This is a genomic window from Streptomyces arenae (genome assembly GCF_022343545.1).
In the GTDB taxonomy this organism is placed as follows: domain Bacteria; phylum Actinomycetota; class Actinomycetes; order Streptomycetales; family Streptomycetaceae; genus Streptomyces; species Streptomyces humi.
The window spans coordinates 1-18,740 of record NZ_JAKQYH010000070.1 but is presented as its reverse complement, the minus strand read 5'-3'; the positions used below and the strand labels follow the sequence as shown (position 1 = coordinate 18,740).

Genomic DNA, 18,740 nt, shown 5'->3' with positions numbered 1-18,740 from the left:
GGCCGAGGAGGTATCGGCGCCGCATGCCGCCAGCCGGCCCCGTCCGCAGAGAACAGCGGGGCCGTTTCCTGACCGGAGGGACCGGCATCGGGCGGCAGAGGAACGGACGCGTCGGAAACGGGCGGCAGAGGGGTTGCGTGGGCGGTGGCCGGCGCAGCTGGTCCGTCGGCCACGGGCGGCCAGTCGGGTACCGGTGTCCCCGGCACCTTCGTCAGCTGGACCGGGGCCGGGTGGGGCGGTTCCGGTGTCAGGGGGTGGGGCGGGGTGGCTGTCGGGGGGTGGGTTGGGTCCGGTGACGACGGGTGTGCCGGGCCCGTTTGCGGGGGCTGGGCCGGTGGTGTGTCCGGTCGTCGCGGCGGGGGCCCTACGGCCGTGGTCGCCCAGGTGTCCCTCGGGCCCGTCCACCAGTCGGCCGGGGCGGCCGGTGTCGCCGGGGGCCGGTGCGCCGGGACCGGTGGCGGGGTGGGCGGCGTGGCGGCAGGGTGGGCGGTGTCGTCCTCCCAGCGCTGTGTGGCCTCGTTCCAGTGGCCCGTGCCCCCGTTGCTCATCGTCGCCCTCTCACATCCCCAGCAGGCCGGCCAGGGCGCCCGCCGAGGCCAGCACGCTCAGCAGCGCCTGGGAGTCGGCGAGCAGCTCCCGCAGACGCTCCCGGCGGGTGGGCCCCGCCTGCCCCGTGCTGGTGATCTCGTCCTCGGTCTCGGCGAGCGCCGTGCCCAGCGCGGCCGTCTGCTCCGTGCCCCGCACCCGCGCCAGGTCGGCGCGCAGATCCCGTACGGCGGCCAGGAGTTCCTCGTCGGTCCCGGAGCCGCCGGCCCCGTGGTGGTGGCTCTCGGCGTGTGCGTGGCTACCGATGGCGAACGTGCTCCCGGACACGTTCCCCATGGTGACCCGCGGTTCCTCACTGGCCATTGCTGTCGGCCCCCTTCTGCTGCGCGGCGCCGGACGCGGTGGCGTGGCTGCCGACCGCGAACGTGGAGTTCTCGACGCGGCCGATGCTCACGTCGTTGCTGACATTGACGATCTTCTGGACGAACTCGCCGGTCTCGTACCCGGCTTCGGCGAGCGCGGCCCGTACCCCGTGCGCCACCCGGTCCTGGATGCTGCGCAGGTAGCGGACCACGTCCATCTCCTGGAAGTGGGAGCCGACGTCCACCGCGCCCAGTTCGCGCACGGACAGCGCCGGCCCTTCGGGCAGCGCGCCCGCGTGGCCGCCGGTCAGCAGCCGCCACACGTACACCGCGCCCCGGGCCAGCTGGGCGAGGGAACGGCCCACGGAGCCGGGGACCCGGACCACCGCGGCGGCCGACTTGCCGACCCAGTTGTTGTTCCGGAACCGGTGGGCGGTGCGGTCGGCGTCCTTGAAGTCCGCGCGGACCGGCGTCAGGACGTGCGGGGCGACCTCCAGCACGAGCATCCGGCCCTGGGTGTGGAGGCGCACGAACACCGTGACGACGAGTTCCTCCTCCCAGCCGCCGACGCGGATGCGCAGGAAGTGCCTGCGCTTCTCACCGCCCTCCTCGACGGCCCGCGCCCGGTGCTCCTCGAAGGCCTGTGCGGTGTACGGCGCCTGGTCCCGGCTGGGCAGCCCCTCGGCGGGCAGGAACACGCACTCGTCGATCTCCAGCTGCCGCAGCCGGTCGCGGACGCCGTGCCCGGCGTACTCGGCGGGGATGCGCAGCTGTTCGAGCAGCGGGCGGATCCGCTCCAGGATCGCCCGGTTGCCGATCGGCTGCTGCTCCTTCTTCAGTTCGTCGCGCCGGAGTTCGACGGCGAGCACCCAGGTGCTGTAGGCGGCCCCGGCCCCGCAGAACGGGTCGGCCTCGTTGTAGATGATCAGCGGCGCGTCCTGTTCGATCCGGATGCGCTGCTTGAGCCGCTGGAAGCGCGGGTTCTCCGCCTTCTCGGCGGGGTCGTTGGCCGCGTCCGGGAAGCGCTGCGGGGAGAGTTCGGCGGCCAGTACCCGGGTGAACCGGGTGCGCTGGGCGTGCTCGCACAGGGCGATGCCGGCCAGCGCGGCGAGCGCCAGCCAGGCGTGCCAGGGTTTCGCCAGGCCGCCGATGTCACTGAGGCCGGGGACGAGCAGGTCGCCCCAGCCGGGCGACGAGCCGGAGTAACTGTCGTAGGAGTCGTACGAGTTGTACGAACCGGAGGACGAGCCGCCGTCCGAGCCGCCGCCGAAGGCGATGACCAGGGTCAGGACCAGGGCGATCGTGAAGAACACGCGGCCCCACCAGCGCACCAGGAAGGCCGCGATCAGGCGGTACAGCGGGGGCACCACGGTGAACCCGTCGATCCAGGGGGCCACGGCGAGCGCGATGCTGGGCAGCAGGAAGAACGCGAGCAGCCAGCCGCTGAGCGGCAGCCCGACCGCCCACAGCCCGAGTATCGCGGCGGCCCAGAGCAGTTCCTGGCGGCGGGCGCGCAGCGCGTGGGCGAGGACGCGGGCCGCGTCGAAGCCGAGCGAGGGGGCCGCGATCCGCTGCTCGTTGAGCTGGAGTTCCTCGATGACCCGGTCCCGGTAGCCGGAGTCCAGATAGGTTCCCGCGCACAGCAGCCGGGTGGCCTCGCTGGCGTACGGCGGTGTGGGCGGCAGTGCGGGCGGCGCCCCGGCCGGTCCCGAAGGCTGCGGCTGCTGCGGGTGTTGCGGCTGCTGTGGCACGTAAGCAGTGCTCACGCGATCCCCCGATGCGTGTGGTGTGCGTTGCTAGACGGCGAGTTGACAGGCCATCAGCATAGGGGGACGACCGTGACCCGCGATACGGAATTCACCGAAGTCACCGCTGGTCAGAAGTCGGCCGGCGGTCCTGCCCTGCCCGCTCCGCCGCCATCAGCTCCCGTACGCGGCGCCGCAGCCAGGCGTGCGCCGGGTCGGCGTCGTGACGGGGGTGCCAGGCCAGCCCGACGGCCATCGGCGGCAGCGGCAGCGGCACCTCGAAGGTGACCAGGCCGAGCGCGTCGGCCAGCGGCACGCTCCAGGAGCTGATCAGGCCGATCAGGTCGGAGTCACGGACCACGAAGAGCGAGGCCGGGAAGGTGCCGACGGTGCCCACTACCCGGCGCTCCAGGCCGAGTTCGGCCAGTGCCGTGTCCACCGGGCCGTGCAGCCTGCCGCGCCGCGAGACGTTCAGGTGACCGGCCACGGTCGCGTACCGCTCGGGGGTCGGCTCGCCGTCGAGGAGCGGGTGCCCGGCCCGTACGACACCGAGCATCCGGTCCTCGTGCAGCTGCTCCACGTGCACCTCGGGCAGGTCCGTGTCGATCACCCCGACCTCCAGGTCGGCGGTGCCGTGCCGCAGGACCGGTGCGTCGAGGTGGCTCTCGGCGAGGAACCGGATGCGGATGCCGGGCGCCTCCGCGGCGGCCCGGGCGAACAGGGCCGGCCCGAGGGCGCCGGCGATCGCGTCGTGGCCGATGATCGTGAGGGTCCGGGAGACGGTCCGCAGGTCGGTGTCCCGGCCCGGCGCGAACAGCGCCCGCGCCCGCTCCACCACCGCGCTCACCTCGGCCCGTACGGCCAGCGCGTGCGGGGTGGGCACCATCCGGCGGCCGGCGCGCACCAGCACCGGGTCGCCGAGGGCCTTGCGGACCCGGCCGAGGGTGCGGCTCATCGCGGGCTCGGACAGGTGCAGCCGCCGGGCGGCGCCTTGCACGCTCTGCTCCTCGAGGAGCACGTCCAGGGCGACCAGCAGGTTCAGGTCGAGGCCGCCGGGCCCCGGAGGGCCGCCCGCCGCCGGCTCGGCCGCGGATTGCGTCATGCGCAGTCATCCCTTGCACAAGTTGCACTGGAAAGCAGGTCAGCGCCGAGCCTACGGTGACAGGGCATCCCACACCACCCACCAGCTCCCCGGGAGGAGCCGTGCCCACGCACGCCCTGAAACGACCTGTCCTGCTCGTCCTGTGCGCCTGCGTGCTGGTCGCGCAGAGCATGGTCGCCGCCATCAACCTGCTCATCCCCGAACTGGCCGCGTCCGCGCTGCACCCCTCGCACAGCGAGATCCTGTGGACCGTCGACGCGTATGTCATCGCCTTCGCCGGTCTGCTGATCCCGGCCGGGGCGGCCGGTGACCGGTACGGCCGCAAGGGCGCCCTGCTCGCCGGACTCGCCCTGTTCGCGGCGGGCGCCGCCACCAGCGCGCTCGCGCCCGGTCCCGCGGTGCTGATCGCGGGCCGCGGCCTGTCGGGTGCCGGGGCGGCCCTGATCACCCCGGCCACCCTGTCGCTCCTGATGCACCTGGCCACCCCGGAGCACCGGGCCCGCGCGCTGGCCTCCTGGACCCTGGCGATCGGCCTGGGCGGCGCGGCCGGCAACATGGGCGGCGGCCTGGTGGGCCAGTTCCTGTCCTGGCGGGCCCTGTTCGCGGCGATGGTGCCGCTCGCCGCCCTCCTCGCCCTCGCGGTCGCCGTCACCACCCCGCGCACCGAGCGCTCCGCGCACAGCGACCTGGACCCGCTCGGCACCCTGCTCCTGACCACGGGACTGGTGGCAGTGCTGTTCGGCATCATCGAGGGCCCGACGTACGGCTGGACCTCCGCCGCCATCCTCGGCGCGTTCACGGCGGGCGGCGCGCTGGTCGGCGGCTTCACGGCTCACGCGCTGCGCTCACCGAAGCCCCTCTTCGACCCGCGCGTGTTCCGGTCCGCCCGGCTGCGCTCCGCGACCCTCGGCACGGCCACCGGCTTCTTCGGACTGTTCTCCCTGTTCTTCCTCAACTCCCAGTACCTGCAAGGCGTCAAGGGCTACGACGCGGCCGTCACCGGGGTCGCGATCATGCCGTTGACGATCGGCATGGCGCTGGTCCCGAGGGTCGCCGCCCGCTGGGCGGACCGGCCGCGCGCGGTCGCCGGCGCCGGGCTCGCCCTGATCGGCCTCGGCCTGCTCGGCGCGTCCACCGTCGGCGCGGCCACGCCGTACTGGGGGTACGCCTGCTGGCTGCTGGTCATCTCGGCCGGCACCGGGCTGTCCATGCCGGCCCTGACCCTCGGTGTCGTCACCTCGCTCCCGCCGCACCAGGCGGGGCTGGGCTCCGGTCTCGGCACCACCGCCCGGGAGACCGGCGCGGCCCTCGGGGTCGCGGTCACCGGCACGGTGCTGTCCGCCCATTCCGACCTCACCACGGGCATGGGTCCGGCGCTGCGCACCGTCGCGCTGCTGGTGCTCGCGGCGACCGCGGTCGTGGTGGCCGGATACGGCGGCCGGACCCCGACACGCAGTATCGCGTCCGGGCGAGAACGCGTACTATCGCGTTCGTCCGGTGCCTGAGCAACTCCCGTCACGACACGGCCCGTCGAGGAGCCCCCATGCCCACTCTGCTGAACCCCGTCCTCGATCTGCTGACCCTGCGCGGCACCGTCACGGAGACCGAGCAGCTCACCCCGCGGATGCGCCGTCTGCGCATCGACGGCGACCAGCTCGCCGGACTGGACGTCCGCCCGGGGCAGCAGGTCCGGGTCCTGGTCGGCGGGCTGACCCTGCGCACGTACTCCGTGTGGCGCCACGACCCCTCCGGCGTCGTCGAGTTGTGCGTGCTGGACCACCCCGAGGGCGGCCCGGGGGCTCACTGGGGGCGCACCGTAGGACCGGGCGAGCAGGTCCGGCTGCGCCGCCCCGAGGGCACGTTCACGCTCCGCCCCGACGCCGCCCACCACGTCTTCGTCGGCGACGAGACGGCCTCGGTGGCCTTCGGCGCGATGCTCGCGGCGCTGCCCGCGGACGCCGAGGTCTCCGGCTGCGTGGAGACCGCGACCGCCGCGGACCGCCTGCCCCTGGCCCACGGCGACCGCCTCGACTGGACGCTCCGGGGCGGGACCGCGCTGCCGGACGCGGTACGGCGGCTCGCTCCCGCCCCCGGTGGGGTGGCGTACGTGGCCGGGGAGGCGCGGACCGTGCAGGCGGTGCGGAAGGTGCTGGTCCAGGAGCTGGGGTGGGACCGGCGGACCGTACTCACCAAGCCGTTCTGGACGCCGGGGAAGAAGGGGATGGAGTGACGCTCAGGAACACTGGGCGCCGGTGGGGCAGAAGGAGCCGACGGCCGCGGTGAGCGGACCCCGGACCAGGGCGGCGGCAAGGCTCTCGGGACCGCTGGAGCGGACGGCGTACAGGGTGCCGTCGGCGGCCTGGAAACGGTGGTCGACGACCTGCCGGGCCCCCTTGTCCGCGTCGTCGTAGCGGTACGACAGCTCGGCCCAGGTGTCTCCGGAGGTGCGCTGCCCGGCCCGGTAGCCCGGCTGCTTCGCGTACCCGTAGCCGGGGTCGTTCTCGGCGAGGTCGAGCGACTGGGCCGGGGTGTCCTCGGAGAGGGCGAAGATCTGCAACTGCCGTCCGTCGGACGGGGAGTCGTAGTACACGACCGGTGCCTTCTCGCCCTGAACCTGGCGCCGGGTCCACCCCTCGGGGACGTCGAGGGTGTAGCCGACGGGGTCGTGCACGACGCGGTACCCGGAGGGGACGGCCGGGGTGGTGCCGGGCGTGGGGCTGGTGCCGGGAGTGGGGCCGGCGCCGGCGGTCGTGGGCGGACGGGACCCGGACGCCGACGACTTCACGCCGGCACCGGCGCTCGGTGCCGCGGTGCCGCCGGTGCCGCCGTCCCGGCCGAAGTACCAGACCCCGAGCCCGGACAGCCCGGCGACGACCGCGAACACGAGGACGGCGAGGGCCACTTGGCGGGAGCGCCCGCCCCGGGCGTATCCGGCGGGCGGCGGCGTGGCAGGCAGCCGCGAGGTACCCGACCAGGGCGGCGGGGTGTAGCCGTCACCCCGGTCCGGGAACGGCGGGGGCGTGGCGGGCAGGGCCGCCAGGGTGGGCAGGTCCGGCAGCCCCGACGCCGGCACCGGAAACCCGTCGGGCGGCGGGGGCGGCGACGCCGGGGTCCTGTCCGGCGGGCCGGGCGGCGACGCCCTGAACCCGTCGGGCAGCGGGGGCGGCGACGCCCTGAACCCGTCCGGCGGGCCGGGCGCTCCGTCGGGCGGAACCACCGGCGGCCACCCCGCCGCCTCCGGTCCCTCCGGTCCCTCCGCTCCTCGCGGCTTCTCCAGGGACAGCGGCCCGGCGGACCACCATGGCTCCTCCGGTGACCGCCACCGGTCCTGCGGGCCGGGTCCGGCCTGGCCCGCGTGGCCGTCGTGTCCGTCCCGGACGTCCTGGACGTCCTGGACGTCCTGGACGTCCTGGACGTCCTGGCCGGTTTCGTCGCTCCCCGAGCCCTCCTGCCGGTCTTCCCCGTCGTTCTCCTTGTTCCAGCGGACCATCGCGAACCCCCCGATTCACTGCGCCGAGTGCCGCTTTCGACGGTAGCGGCGAAAACGGGAACGGGCCCCGATCCGGACGAAACCGGATCGGGGCCCGTGGGCCGCGGGGTGGCTCAGATGAGGCCGAGGGCGCGGACCGCCTCGCGCTCCTCCGCCAGCTCCTGCACCGAGGCGTCGATGCGGGCGCGGGAGAAGTCGCTGATCTCCAGGCCCTGGACGATCTCGTACTTGCCGTCCTTGGTGGTGACCGGGAAGGAGGAGATCAGGCCCTCCGGGACGCCGTAGGAGCCGTCGGACGGGATGCCCATGGAGGTCCAGTCGCCGTCGGCGGTGCCGTTGACCCAGGTGTGGACGTGGTCGATCGCGGCGTTGGCGGCGGAGGCGGCCGACGACGCGCCACGGGCCTCGATGATGGCCGCGCCGCGCTTGGCGACGGTCGGGATGAACTCCTCGGCCAGCCACTTCTCGTCGTTGACGACCTCGGCGGCGTTCTTGCCGGCCACCGTGGCGTGGAAGATGTCGGGGTACTGGGTGGCGGAGTGGTTGCCCCAGATGGTCAGGCGCTTGATGTCGGCGACCGTCGAGCCCGTCTTCTTCGCGAGCTGGGTCAGCGCGCGGTTGTGGTCGAGGCGGGTCATCGCGGTGAAGCGCTCGGCCGGTACGTCCGGGGCGGCGGCCTGCGCGATCAGCGCGTTGGTGTTGGCCGGGTTGCCGACGACCAGAACCTTGATGTCGTCCGCGGCATGGTCGTTGATGGCCTTGCCCTGCGGCTTGAAGATGCCGCCGTTGGCCTCCAGGAGGTCACCGCGCTCCATGCCCTTGGTGCGGGGGCGGGCGCCGACCAGGAGGGCGACGTTGGCGCCGTCGAACGCGACGTTCGGGTCGTCGGAGATGTCGATGCCCTGGAGGAGGGGGAAGGCGCAGTCGTCGAGCTCCATGGCGGTGCCCTCGGCGGCCTTGAGCGCCGGGGTGATCTCCAGGAGGCGGAGCCGGACCGGCACGTCCGCGCCGAGCAGCTGGCCGGAGGCGATGCGGAAGAGCAGGGCGTAACCGATCTGGCCGGCCGCGCCGGTGACGGTGACGTTCACGGGAGTGCGGGTCATGGCGTTCTCCGTATGACAGCTGGCGGTGGGCGTCCTTGCCCTGGGTGCCCTGGGGTGCGGACGTACAAATGATCGATCTCTTGGTATCAAGAGATCCACCGGTCAGGCTATCGCGCATCACGGATGCCGGGCGTGGAGGGGTCGGTGTGGCTCACCCCACACACACGCCACCGGGAGGACACACGCCCCTGGGAGGCGCCGCCACGAAAAGAGGCGGCCGCCTGTCCGGGAGAGGGTGGGACAGGCCGGCCGCCGCTCGGGGGTGCCGTCGACCGGACTCCCGTGGGGGTTACGGTTCGCGTGCCCGGGAATCGGCGCGGCATTCCCGGACCCCGCGGTTTTCTACGACGTGCAGCCGGCCGGCCCGGACGCCAGCGTCGCGCAGGCCTTCGCCGCCGCCGCGTCCTTCACCGCCACCATCGGCGTGTACGCGATGGTGTCGCCGGTGGCCGTGATGTCGCCGCGTTCCGTGACCGTTCCGGCGGTGACCCGGACCGAGTCACCCCGGGCGGCACCGGTGATACGGCCCCAGGCGGCGCCGCAGGTCCTGCTGTAGCGGACCTCCAGGGTGGCCGTGCCGACCGCGGCGGTCTTCGCGGTGGTCACGAGGTCACCGCTGCACCCCATGGCCTCCGCGTCCTTGCCGGTGCAGCCGGCGCCCGCGCACTTCACCCCGGCCGGCAGGCCGGTGCCGGCGGTCGCCGACGGGGTGGCGGAGGCGCCCGTGCCCTGGTTCTTCTTCCCGTGGTCGCCGTCGTCGGTGAGGAAGAGGACACCGGCGACGACCACGGCCACCCCGACGACCCCGGCCAGGAACATCGTCAGCCGCCGGCGCCTGTCCCCTCCCGGAGGCATCGGCCTCCGGGGTGCGGCCGGCCCCCGGCCGCCCGCACCCCCGCGGTCCCGGCGGTCGGCGTCGGGGGCGGTCGGCTGGGGCGGGATGGTGGGCGACACCCCCGCGGGTCCGGCGATCCCCGGTGACGCGACGGAGGCGGCCGCCCGGCGCGGCGGCTTGCCCCCGGCGCCGGCCGCGGAGGTGGCCGGCGGCGCCCCGAACTCGCCCAGCGCGGCCCGCGCCCGGGAGATCCGGATCGCCTCCATGGTCATGTCGTGGCGCATCTCCGAACGGCTCCAGGCCCGCTCGGCCAGCTCCCACATGGTGGTGAGGTGGACGGGATCGGTGCCGGTGACCTCGGCGAGCGCGACGATCGCGCCCTTGGGCGCCAGCAGCCGGCCGCCCAGGTACCGCTCCCAGGACGTCCTGCTGTAGCCCGTACGGTCGGACAGTGCCGCGACGCTCAGCCCGCCGCGGTCCACGAGCCGCCGCAGCTGGGTCGTGAACTCCTTGACCTGCGGATCGAGTTCATCCGGCAGGTCCTTCCAACGAGGCATTGCTCCCCCTCTTCCCCCGGTCCTCTTCGCCCCGGTCTTCCCCCGGTCCTTGCTACCCACCGGACCGCGGCGGCCCCGGAACCCGGCCCCGGGCAGGGGGGCGCACCGAAGCACCGACCCGCGTACGGTCCAACCGCCCCTCGGCCCGCCCCGGTTGGACACGTTAGCCGGATCGCGCGGTGCCACGGTGATCTGCCCACCGGTTTGTCAACACATCGACACACCGGTCATCCGGTCGTGACCTCCCAGGTCACAGCGGTCTCAGGTCACCCGAGAACCACGACCGCGACGACCGCTCCGAGGAGCAGCACGAGCAGCAGCAGGATCGCGTAGAGCAGCAGCCGCCCGTGCGGGCGCGGGGCCGGTTCCGGCTCCGGCCGGTCCCACCAGGGGAGCGTCGGGTCGTCCTCGTACTCCTCGGTGCCCGGCGGGCGGTCCGGGGCGGTCGCCGGGCGCGGCCAGGCCTGGACGGCCAGTTCCCAGCGCACGACGTGCCGTTCGGCGTCCGCGCCGGCCAGGCCCGCGACCCGGCACAGCGCGACCACGGCCTGCCGCGGCGGCGGCTGCACGGCGTTGAGGTAGCGCTGCCAGGAGGACTTGCTGTACGCGGTACGGGCGCCCAGCGCCACCAGGCTGAGCCCGGTGTCGTCCTTGAGGAGCCGCAGTTGCTCGACGAAGTGCCGCACCTCCGGCGGGAGCCCCTGGGGCAGCGGCTGCCAGCCGCCCATCACGCACCTCCACGGCTTGCCTTGTTGCCAGTTCGTTGCCGGTCCAGAGCGGGTGACGACGGGTGGCGCCTCGCCGGTTCCCGCAGATACCCGCAGATACCCGCAGGTTCCCGCCGGTTCCCGCAGGTTGTCGCAGTACGGACGGCCCGTACCGGAACCGTCACCTCTGTGCCACAGCCGGCGGACCGGCGTTGAACAGCCGCCCCGCGGCGGGAAGGCTGGATCCCGACGGCGGTCCGTCCCGCTCGGGGGAGGGGACGGGCCGCCCAAGGCCTCAGCCTCCCTGACGGCCCGGCTTCACCAGTCCCGTCTCGTACGCCACCACCACCGCCTGCGCCCGGCTGCCCAGGTCCAGTTTGGTCATGGTCCGGTTCAGGTGGGTCTTCACGGTCGCCTCGCTGATGAAGAGACGGTCGGCGATCTCCAGGTTGGACAGGCCGCGCGCGGTGAGCTCGAGGACCTCGACCTCACGGGTGGTCAGCACTTCCAGGTCGGGCGGCGGACCGGTGCCGGGGTCGGGGCCGCGCTGCCGGGCGAACGCCTCGACCAGGCGCCGGGTGACGCTGGGCGCGAACAGGGCGTCCCCGCCGTCCACCGCGGTGACGGCGGCCAGCAGCCGTTCCGGTCCTGAGTCCTTGAGGAGGAACCCCGAGGCGCCGGCCCGCAGGGCGCCGTACACGTACTCGTCGAGGTCGAAGGTGGTGAGGACGAGGACGCGCGGTGCGGGCGCCGTCGCCTGCGCGAGGATCCGCTCGGTGGCCTCGATGCCGTTCAGACCCGGCATCCGGATGTCCATGAGGACGACGTCGGGCCGGGTCTCGGCGGCCAGCCGCACCGCCTCCGCGCCGTCCCCGGCCTCGCCGGCCACCTCGAACCCGGGGGCGGCCTCCAGCAGCCCCACCAGACCCGCGCGGATGAGGAACTGGTCGTCGACCACGAGCACTCTGGTCATCCGGTACGGTCGTCCCCCCGCCGTGCGAGTGTGGCCGAGGTCGGCAGGGTCAGCTCGACCGCGAAGCCGCCCTCGGAGCGCGGGCCGACACTGATCGTCCCGCCGTAGAGCTTGGCCCGCTCGCGCATGCCAATCAAGCCGTGGCCTGCGCCCGTTCGCACTCTGTCCGGATTCACCCCCTCCCCGTCGTCGAGGACGGACACGGTCAGCTCGTGCGGCCGGTACCGCAGCAGCACGCGCGCCTGCGCGTGACCGGCGTGTTTGAGGACGTTGGTGAGCGCCTCCTGGACGACGCGGTAGGCGCACAGTTCGACGCCGGGCGGCAGCGGGCGGGGCTCGCCCTCGACCGCGTACGCGACGGACAGCCCCCCGCCGCGCACCCGTTCGACGAGGTCGGCCAGCCGCTCCAGGGTCGGCATCGGGGCCCGCTCGGCGACCCGCGGGTCCTCCTCGCGCAGCACCTGGAGCATGCGCCGCAACTCCTCCAGGGCCTCCCCGCTGGTGTCGGCGATGGTGCCGAGAGCGCCCCGCGCCTTGCCGGGGTCCGACTCGAAGACGAACCTGGCCAGCCCGGCCTGTACCGAGATCACCGACATGTGGTGGGCGACGACGTCGTGCAACTCCCTTGCTATCCGCCCGCGTTCCTCGGCAACCGCGCGCCGCGCCCGCTCGGCCTGCTCGGCCCGCAGCCGCCGGGAGAGTTCACCGGAGCGCTGGGCGAGGTGCCCGAACCAGACCAGCACCGTGCAGTACAGCAGTGCCTGGAGCACGACGGAGGGCATCGAGGAGTGCGCGCTGACGAGCCCGCCGTACAGCCACGTCCCCGCCATGCACACGGCACAGCCGACGGCGACCCGGACCGGCCGCACCGACGCGACCGTGTACAGCGCCAGCATGGAGCCGAAGCTGCACACCACGGGCCAGTAGCCGAAGCTGACGTAGACGATCGACGCGCTCTGCACGACGGCGAACACCTGGAGCGGCCACCGTCCGCGCAGCGCGGTGGGCAGATGCGCGAGGGCCACCAGTGTGTAGGCCCGCGCGTCCAGCGCCGGCCAGCCCTGCGCGGGCGACTCCCGCCCCAGTGACACGGCCGTCGCGACCGTCATGCACGCGATCAGCGTGTCGACGGCGAGCGGAGGCGGGGTGCGCGGGCGCATCGCCGCAGCGTAACGCGGGGCTCGAAGCGGCCGAGTCAATCACCCGACGTACCGCGGAAGTTGTAGACGGTTCAATCGGACGTGGGATTCGCCGGACCCGCCGCATCCCTACCTTCGAACCCGGGGGGAAGCAGGCCCGCACCCACCGGGGGAGGTGCGGGCCTTTCCACACTCGGGTCACCGAAGCGCCCCGTCAGGGGCGAAGCGCCCCGTCAGGGGCGCGGGGAACTGCGCGACGAGCCCCCACCGGCCCGCGGCCGAAACCCGGCCCCTAGTTCTTCATCGTGAAGTGCAGGGTGTCCTTCAGGAACGGGATCACCAGCCACGGCTTCGGCTGCGCCATCAACGCCAGCAGCACGATCGCCAGCCCCAGCACCCCGTACGTCACGATGTCCGTGAACCGTGACCGCACGGCCAGCATGCCGACGCTCGGCAGCACCCACCGCATCACGCCCCCGCCGAGCAGCGCCGCCCCGACCAACAGCGCCCCCACCCGGAACTGGTCCAGCGAGGTCAGCAGCAACCCCACCGCGACGGTCGAGAGCACGACCAGCATCGGCCACTGCCGGGCCGGCGCCGGCAGATCCCCGGACGCCGCCCGGCCGCCCCCTTCGGGACGCGCCGTGTCCCGGGTGAACAACGGGAAGCGCCGCGTCGTACGGCGCCCCCCGTCGGCCTCACTCCCCCGCACCGACACCGCGCTCCGCCGCCTCGACCACGTTGACCAGCAGCTGCGCCCGGGTCATCGGACCGACACCGCCGGGGTTCGGGGAGATCCAGCCGGCCACCTCGGCCACGCCCGGGTGGACGTCGCCGACGATCTTGCCCTCCGCGTTGCGGGAGACACCGACGTCGAGGACGGCGGCGCCCGGCTTGACGTCCTCGGGGCGGATCAGGTGCGGGGAGCCGGCCGCGGCCACGATGATGTCGGCGCGGCGCAGGTGCCCGGCGAGGTCCCGGGTGCCGGTGTGGCACTGGGTGACCGTCGCGTTCTCACTGCGCCGGGTGAGCAGCAGCGGCATCGGGCGTCCGATGGTCACACCGCGGCCGACGACCACGACCTCGGCGCCCTTGATCTCGACGCCGTGGCGGCGCAGCAGGGTCAGCACGCCGTTCGGGGTGCAGGGCAGCGGCGCGGGCTCGCCGAGCACCAGCCGGCCGAGGTTCATCGGGTGCAGGCCGTCCGCGTCCTTCTCCGGGTCCATCAGCTCCAGGATGCGGTTCTCGTCGATGCCCTTGGGCAGCGGCAGCTGGACGATGTAGCCGGTGCAGGCGGGGTCCTCGTTGAGCTCGCGGACGACCGCCTCGATCTCCTCCTGGGTCGCGGTGGCCGGAAGTTCACGCTGGATGGAGGCGAGGCCGACCTGCGCGCAGTCACGGTGCTTGCCGGCGACGTACTTCTGGCTGCCGGGGTCGTCCCCGACGAGGATCGTGCCGAGGCCGGGCGTGACGCCCTTCTCCTTCAGGGCCGCCACGCGGACGGTCAGATCGGACTTGATCGCGGCTGCGGTGGCCTTGCCATCGAGAATCTGGGCGGTCATGGCTCCATCCTCGCGGATGCCGGGCCCCTGGTTCCAGTCGGGTGTGCGGTCATGATCAATGATGTTGCACTTGCACAACACCTCGCGAATCGGACTGGACAACACCTCCGCCGTACTTGACGATGAACGGCGCAGTATCGCGGTCCGGTTGGGGGGCAAACCGCTCAGATCATGACGTACCTCCGTCCTTGTCCGCGCGTCCCCGCAGGTCCAACGGAGGAAGACCGCCATGAGTTTCGGCTCGCCCAACAACCCCTATGGTCAGCCGCAGAACCCGCAGCAGGGTCAGCCCGGCTACGGCTACCCGCAGCAGGGCCAGCCCGGCTACCAGCAGGCCCCGCAGGGCGTGCCGCCGCAGCAGGGCTACGGCTACCCCCAGCAGCCCGGCTACCCGCAGCAGGGCGGCTACGGCTACCCGCAGCAGGGTTACGGCGCGACGCCGCCGTACGCGAACTGGGGCCAGCGGTTCCTGGGCACGCTGGTCGACGGCCTGGTCTTCCTCGTGCCGTACATCCTGGTGCTCTTCAGCAGCAAGGCGGCGGTGCTGGGCATCATCGGCGGGCTCGCGCTCATCGGTATCGCGATCTGGCAGCTGATCCAGGAGGGCCGCACCGGCCAGACGATCGGCAAGAAGGCGCTGGGCATCCGCCTGGTCAAGGAGGCCACCGGCCAGCCGATCGGCGTCGGCATGGCGTTCGTACGCCGTATCGCGCACATCCTGGACAGCCTCGCCTGCTACCTGGGCTGGCTGTGGCCGGCGTGGGACTCCAAGCGCCAGACGTTCGCCGACAAGGTCTGCGGCACGATCGTGATCCGCAGCAACTGAGCGGCCGCACGCACTTCGAGGGCCGTGTCCCCCGCGGGGGACACGGCCCTGGTGTTTTCAGCCGCGCGCCGGCGGCCAGGCGCCGGCGGCCGCGCGCGGCCGGCTCAGTGGAAGAAGTGCCGCGTCCCCGTGAAGTACATGGTCACGCCGGCCTTCCGGGCGGCCTCGACGACCAGTTCGTCACGGACCGAACCGCCCGGCTGCACCACGGCCTTGACCCCGGCCGCGGTGAGGATCTCCAGGCCGTCCGGGAAGGGGAAGAACGCGTCGGAGGCGGCGTACGAGCCGCGCGCCCGCTCCTCGCCGGCCCGCTCGACCGCGAGCTTCGCGGAGTCGACGCGGTTGACCTGGCCCATGCCGACGCCGACCGAGGCGCCGTCCTTGGCGAGCAGGATGGCGTTGGACTTCACCGCGCGGCAGGCCTTCCAGGCGAACGCGAGTTCCGCCAGCTCGGCCGGGCTCAGCGCCTCGCCGGTCGCGAGGGTCCAGTGGGCCGGGTCGTCGCCGTCGGCCTGGAGGCGGTCGGTGACCTGGAGGAGGACACCGCCGTCGACGGGCTTGACCTCGACCGGGTTGGCGGGGGCGCCCGGCGCCTTCAGGACCCGGATGTTCTTCTTCTTGGCCAGGGCTTCGAGGGCGCCGTCCTCGTAGTCGGGCGCGACGATGACCTCGGTGAAGATCTCGGCGACCTGCTCCGCCATCTCCCGGCTCACCGGCCGGTTGACGGCGATGACCCCGCCGAACGCGGACAGCGGGTCGCAGGCGTGGGCCTTGCGGTGCGCCTCGGCGACGTCCGCGCCGACCGCGATGCCGCAGGGGTTGGCGTGCTTGATGATCGCGACGCACGGCTCGTCGTGGTCGTACGCGGCACGGCGCGCGGCGTCCGTGTCCGTGTAGTTGTTGTACGACATCTCCTTGCCGTGCAGCTGCTCGGCCCTGGCGAGGCCGGCGCCGCTGCCGTCGACGTAGAGGGCGGCGGGCTGGTGCGGGTTCTCGCCGTAGCGCAGGGTGTTCTCGCGCTCCCAGGTGGCGCCCAGGAAGTCCGGGAACCGCGACTCGTCGACCGGGGCGTACTCCGAGGCGAACCAGGAGGCCACCGCCACGTCGTAGGACGCCGTGTGCTGGAAGGCCTCGGCGGCGAGCCGCTTGCGGGTGGCGAGGTCGAAGCCGCCCCGGGCGACGGCGGCGAGGACGTCGGCGTACCGCTGCGGGCTGGTGACGACGGCGACCGACGGGTGGTTCTTGGCGGCGGCCCGGACCATCGAGGGGCCACCGATGTCGATCTGCTCGACGCACTCGTCCTCGCTCGCGCCCGAGGCGACGGTCTCGCGGAACGGGTAGAGGTTGACGACGACGAGGTCGAACGGCTCGACACCGAGCTCTTCGAGCTGCTCGCGGTGGCTGTCCAGGCGCAGGTCGGCGAGGATGCCGGCGTGCACCCGGGGGTGCAGGGTCTTGACCCGGCCGTCCAGGCACTCCGGGAAGCCGGTGAGCTCCTCGACCTTGGTGACGGGGACGCCGGCGGCGGCGATACGGGAGGCGGTGGAGCCGGTGGAGACGAGCGCGACACCGGCCTCGTGCAGTCCACGGGCGAGCTCTTCGAGCCCGGTCTTGTCATAGACGCTGACGAGCGCGCGACGGATGGCCCGCTTGCCGCTCTCGGCCGTGACAGTGCTCTCGGCGGTCACTGGATAACTACCTTTCGTCCCTCAATGCGATGGCCGTTGCGGGCGATCCGCCCCACGACCTCGACGAGCAGCCTTCGCTCGACGTCCTTGATGCGCTCGTGCAGAGCGCTCTCGTCGTCCTCGTCCCGGACCTCCACCACGCCCTGAGCGATGATCGGTCCGGTGTCGACGCCGTCGTCGACGAAGTGGACGGTGCAGCCGGTGACCTTGGCGCCGTACGCGAGCGCGTCGCGTACGCCGTGGGCCCCCGGGAAGCTGGGGAGCAGGGCGGGGTGGGTGTTGACGGTCCGCCCCCCGAACCGCGCCAGGAACTCCTTGCCGACGATCTTCATGAACCCGGCGGAGACGACGAGGTCGGGCCGGTGGGCGGCGACGGCCTCGGCCAGCGCCCGGTCCCACTCCTCCCGGGTCCCGAAGTCCTTCACCCTGGTCACGAAGGTCGGGATCCCGGCACGCTCGGCGCGCGCGAGGCCCTCGATGCCGTCGCGGTCGGCGCCCACGGCGACGACCTCGGCACCGTAGGCCTCGGCACCGCTCTCGGCGATCGCGTCGAGCAGCGCCTGGAGGTTGGTGCCGGATCCGGAGACCAGCACGACGAGGCGCTTGGCCACGGGCTTGGCGGCCACGGCGGGGCCCTTTCTCGGGGAAGCGTCGGTACGGCGGCCGGCCTCGTGCCGAGCTTGTACTCGCGGTGCTTGTACATTCGTACGAGTGCTTCACGCCCCGGGATACGGGGAAGTCTACGAAGCGGCCGACCGTCAGCAACGATACCGGCACACCGGACGGCCCCCACGGGACGGGGGCGTGGCCGGAAGGTAGCGTCTGGGGGGTACCGCGGCGGGAACGCGTCCGGGGCGCGACGCGTTCACGAGATGGCCGGGTGTTCGTCCGCCGTACTGCTCAGCCGTATCGATCAGCCGTGATCATCAGCCGTACTCACCAGCAGTAGTCGATCTAGGGGAAGACGCTCAGTTGATGCCGGACCGCAGCCTGGGACTCCGTATGCTCCCCCCGCAGTCGGTACAGGACGGGGCGCGTTCCGCCGTGCTGTTGCGGGAGCGGCCGGCCTCGCCGCCGGACGCGCCCTCGGACCGGCCGAAGGGCTCGCAGCAGGACGACAACCCCTTCGCCCCGCCGCCGGAGGGCACACCGGACTCGCCGTGGCGGCCGCGCCGCCCCACCGGCGAGGGTGACGGCGACCACGACGGTGACCAGGGGTCACCGTGGGGCAGCCAGTGGAGCGACCGCCAGCCCGGCCGGCAGTCCGGCGGTTTCGGCGAGCGCCGGCCCGAGGGCGACGGTCCGAACGGGGGCGGCCAGGGCGGCGGCCCCGGTGGGCCCGGCATGCGCTGGGACCCCACGGACCCGGTCCAGCGACGCGCCCGCTACGCCCTGCTGTGCGGTATGTGGGCCTTCTTCTTCGCGCTCTTCGGCTGGCCGTACGTGGCGCTGCTGCTGGGGGCGCCGGCGGTCTACTGGGGGGTCAGCGCACTCCGCGCGAAGTCGGCCGGCGCCGACGAGGCGGCCACCGGCCGGCCCCAGACGACGGCGGCGATCAGCGGGCTGGTCACGGCCTCCCTGGCGCTGGCCCTGGTGGCCACGAACTTCACCGTCCAGTTGGTCTACCGCGACTACTACACCTGCGCCGCGGACGCCCTGACCAACGAGGCCAGACAGTCCTGCGACGACCTCCTCCCCAAGAACCTCCGCCCCTTCCTGACCACCACAAACAGCTGACCCCGGCGCGGGGGGGCCAAGTTCTTCGACTCGGCGGGTTCTGAGGGGGTGCGCGGACGCACGGTCCCGGTGCGGGGGCGAGTTCTACGACCCGGCCGGTTCTGAGGGGGTGCGCGGACGCCTTGCGCGGGGGCGCGTTCTTCGACTCGGCCGGTTCTGAGGGGGTGCGCGGACGTACGGTCCCGGTGCGGGGGCCGCTTGTTCGCTCCCGCACCGGGGATGGCCGGCCTCGGCGTTGGGTGGCCGCCGTGGCCTGCTCGCGCGTCCGGTGTTGCGGTTCCGGTCCGTCCTCGACGCCTCCGTGCCCCGCCGGCCTCCCGGCCGGTGCTCAGTCTGTCGGGGTGGGCGGGGCGGTCGGGGGTGGGAGG

General features: G+C 73.4%; 17 protein-coding genes. 4 read left to right on the top strand and 13 right to left on the bottom strand.

Going from position 1 to position 18,740, the window contains the following annotated elements:
• Positions 1 to 558: 558 nt before the first annotated feature.
• The 3 genes from MB828_RS33055 to MB828_RS33045 all read right to left on the bottom strand — a co-directional run bounded on the left by MB828_RS33055 (position 559) and on the right by MB828_RS33045 (position 3,755).
• Positions 559 to 909: a hypothetical protein gene (locus MB828_RS33055; protein ID WP_133028877.1), complete on the bottom strand. Its 351-nt coding sequence runs from the start codon at positions 907 to 909 to the stop codon at positions 559 to 561.
• Positions 899 to 2,674 (bottom strand): hypothetical protein, encoded by a 1,776-nt coding sequence (locus MB828_RS33050; protein WP_301651404.1) that lies wholly within the window; start codon positions 2,672 to 2,674, stop codon positions 899 to 901. The genes MB828_RS33055 and MB828_RS33050 overlap by 11 nt, the downstream gene beginning before the upstream one ends.
• Before the next feature lie 100 nt (positions 2,675 to 2,774).
• Positions 2,775 to 3,755 (bottom strand): LysR family transcriptional regulator, encoded by a 981-nt coding sequence (locus MB828_RS33045; RefSeq protein WP_301651403.1) that lies wholly within the window; start codon positions 3,753 to 3,755, stop codon positions 2,775 to 2,777.
• A 101-nt stretch (positions 3,756 to 3,856) separates the two neighbouring features.
• Here MB828_RS33045 and MB828_RS33040 point away from each other — a divergent pair, with 101 nt between their 5' ends.
• Positions 3,857 to 5,260, top strand: coding sequence for an MFS transporter (locus tag MB828_RS33040; RefSeq protein ID WP_301651402.1), 1,404 nt, complete (start codon positions 3,857 to 3,859; stop codon positions 5,258 to 5,260).
• Between the two features lie 38 nt (positions 5,261 to 5,298).
• Positions 5,299 to 5,985, top strand: a complete 687-nt coding sequence (locus MB828_RS33035) for a siderophore-interacting protein (protein ID WP_301651401.1) — start codon at positions 5,299 to 5,301, stop codon at positions 5,983 to 5,985.
• Between the two features lie 3 nt (positions 5,986 to 5,988).
• Here the strand turns inward: MB828_RS33035 and MB828_RS33030 are convergent, their stop codons facing one another.
• From MB828_RS33030 to MB828_RS32995, 8 genes are all read right to left on the bottom strand, one after another.
• Positions 5,989 to 7,245, bottom strand: coding sequence for a hypothetical protein (locus MB828_RS33030; RefSeq protein WP_301651400.1), 1,257 nt, complete (start codon positions 7,243 to 7,245; stop codon positions 5,989 to 5,991).
• A gap of 113 nt (positions 7,246 to 7,358) precedes the next feature.
• Positions 7,359 to 8,348, bottom strand: a complete 990-nt coding sequence (locus tag MB828_RS33025; RefSeq protein ID WP_133028872.1) for a malate dehydrogenase — start codon at positions 8,346 to 8,348, stop codon at positions 7,359 to 7,361.
• A 342-nt stretch (positions 8,349 to 8,690) separates the two neighbouring features.
• The gene (locus MB828_RS33020; RefSeq protein ID WP_301651399.1) at positions 8,691 to 9,740 is read right to left on the bottom strand and encodes a helix-turn-helix domain-containing protein; all 1,050 of its coding nucleotides are present in this window, start codon (positions 9,738 to 9,740) and stop codon (positions 8,691 to 8,693) included.
• A 266-nt stretch (positions 9,741 to 10,006) separates the two neighbouring features.
• Positions 10,007 to 10,468, bottom strand: coding sequence for a helix-turn-helix domain-containing protein (locus MB828_RS33015; protein WP_301651398.1), 462 nt, complete (start codon positions 10,466 to 10,468; stop codon positions 10,007 to 10,009).
• 274 nt (positions 10,469 to 10,742) lie between these two features.
• Positions 10,743 to 11,420 carry a response regulator transcription factor gene (locus tag MB828_RS33010; protein ID WP_301651397.1) on the bottom strand — a complete coding sequence of 226 codons (678 nt, stop codon included), beginning with the start codon at positions 11,418 to 11,420 and terminating at the stop codon, positions 10,743 to 10,745.
• Positions 11,417 to 12,580, bottom strand: a complete 1,164-nt coding sequence (locus tag MB828_RS33005; RefSeq protein WP_301651396.1) for a sensor histidine kinase — start codon at positions 12,578 to 12,580, stop codon at positions 11,417 to 11,419. Before MB828_RS33005 ends, MB828_RS33010 begins: the two co-directional genes overlap by 4 nt.
• A gap of 271 nt (positions 12,581 to 12,851) precedes the next feature.
• Positions 12,852 to 13,271, bottom strand: a complete 420-nt coding sequence (locus MB828_RS33000) for a DUF3017 domain-containing protein (RefSeq protein ID WP_343236223.1) — start codon at positions 13,269 to 13,271, stop codon at positions 12,852 to 12,854.
• Complete coding sequence (locus tag MB828_RS32995; protein ID WP_133028866.1) at positions 13,258 to 14,121, bottom strand: bifunctional methylenetetrahydrofolate dehydrogenase/methenyltetrahydrofolate cyclohydrolase; 864 nt, start codon at positions 14,119 to 14,121, stop codon at positions 13,258 to 13,260. The genes MB828_RS33000 and MB828_RS32995 overlap by 14 nt, the downstream gene beginning before the upstream one ends.
• A gap of 229 nt (positions 14,122 to 14,350) precedes the next feature.
• Between MB828_RS32995 and MB828_RS32990 the strand changes: the two genes are divergently transcribed.
• Positions 14,351 to 14,947 carry an RDD family protein gene (locus MB828_RS32990; protein ID WP_046727309.1) on the top strand — a complete coding sequence of 199 codons (597 nt, stop codon included), beginning with the start codon at positions 14,351 to 14,353 and terminating at the stop codon, positions 14,945 to 14,947.
• Between the two features lie 104 nt (positions 14,948 to 15,051).
• On the opposite strand, the gene purH is transcribed toward MB828_RS32990, so the two are convergent.
• Together purH and purN are read right to left on the bottom strand one after the other, a co-directional pair.
• Complete coding sequence (gene purH, locus MB828_RS32985) at positions 15,052 to 16,635, bottom strand: bifunctional phosphoribosylaminoimidazolecarboxamide formyltransferase/IMP cyclohydrolase (protein ID WP_301651395.1); 1,584 nt, start codon at positions 16,633 to 16,635, stop codon at positions 15,052 to 15,054.
• Positions 16,632 to 17,261 carry a phosphoribosylglycinamide formyltransferase gene (gene purN, locus MB828_RS32980; RefSeq protein ID WP_133028863.1) on the bottom strand — a complete coding sequence of 210 codons (630 nt, stop codon included), beginning with the start codon at positions 17,259 to 17,261 and terminating at the stop codon, positions 16,632 to 16,634. Before purN ends, purH begins: the two co-directional genes overlap by 4 nt.
• Positions 17,262 to 17,610: 349 nt before the next feature.
• Here purN and MB828_RS32975 point away from each other — a divergent pair, with 349 nt between their 5' ends.
• Positions 17,611 to 18,372, top strand: a complete 762-nt coding sequence (locus MB828_RS32975) for a hypothetical protein (RefSeq protein ID WP_301651394.1) — start codon at positions 17,611 to 17,613, stop codon at positions 18,370 to 18,372.
• Positions 18,373 to 18,740: the final 368 nt, after the last annotated feature.

Coding starts and splice junctions, on each gene's coding strand:
- MB828_RS33005 (WP_301651396.1), bottom strand. CDS start 12,580: ATGCGCCCGCGCACCCCGCCTCCGCTCGCCGTCGACACGCTGATCGCG.
- MB828_RS32990 (WP_046727309.1), top strand. CDS start 14,351: ATGAGTTTCGGCTCGCCCAACAACCCCTATGGTCAGCCGCAGAACCCG.
- MB828_RS33030 (WP_301651400.1), bottom strand. CDS start 7,245: ATGGTCCGCTGGAACAAGGAGAACGACGGGGAAGACCGGCAGGAGGGC.
- MB828_RS33055 (WP_133028877.1), bottom strand. CDS start 909: ATGGCCAGTGAGGAACCGCGGGTCACCATGGGGAACGTGTCCGGGAGC.
- MB828_RS32995 (WP_133028866.1), bottom strand. CDS start 14,121: ATGACCGCCCAGATTCTCGATGGCAAGGCCACCGCAGCCGCGATCAAG.
- MB828_RS33035 (WP_301651401.1), top strand. CDS start 5,299: ATGCCCACTCTGCTGAACCCCGTCCTCGATCTGCTGACCCTGCGCGGC.
- MB828_RS33025 (WP_133028872.1), bottom strand. CDS start 8,348: ATGACCCGCACTCCCGTGAACGTCACCGTCACCGGCGCGGCCGGCCAG.
- MB828_RS33010 (WP_301651397.1), bottom strand. CDS start 11,420: ATGACCAGAGTGCTCGTGGTCGACGACCAGTTCCTCATCCGCGCGGGT.
- MB828_RS33020 (WP_301651399.1), bottom strand. CDS start 9,740: ATGCCTCGTTGGAAGGACCTGCCGGATGAACTCGATCCGCAGGTCAAG.
- MB828_RS33015 (WP_301651398.1), bottom strand. CDS start 10,468: ATGGGCGGCTGGCAGCCGCTGCCCCAGGGGCTCCCGCCGGAGGTGCGG.
- MB828_RS32975 (WP_301651394.1), top strand. CDS start 17,611: ATGCCGGACCGCAGCCTGGGACTCCGTATGCTCCCCCCGCAGTCGGTA.
- MB828_RS33045 (WP_301651403.1), bottom strand. CDS start 3,755: ATGACGCAATCCGCGGCCGAGCCGGCGGCGGGCGGCCCTCCGGGGCCC.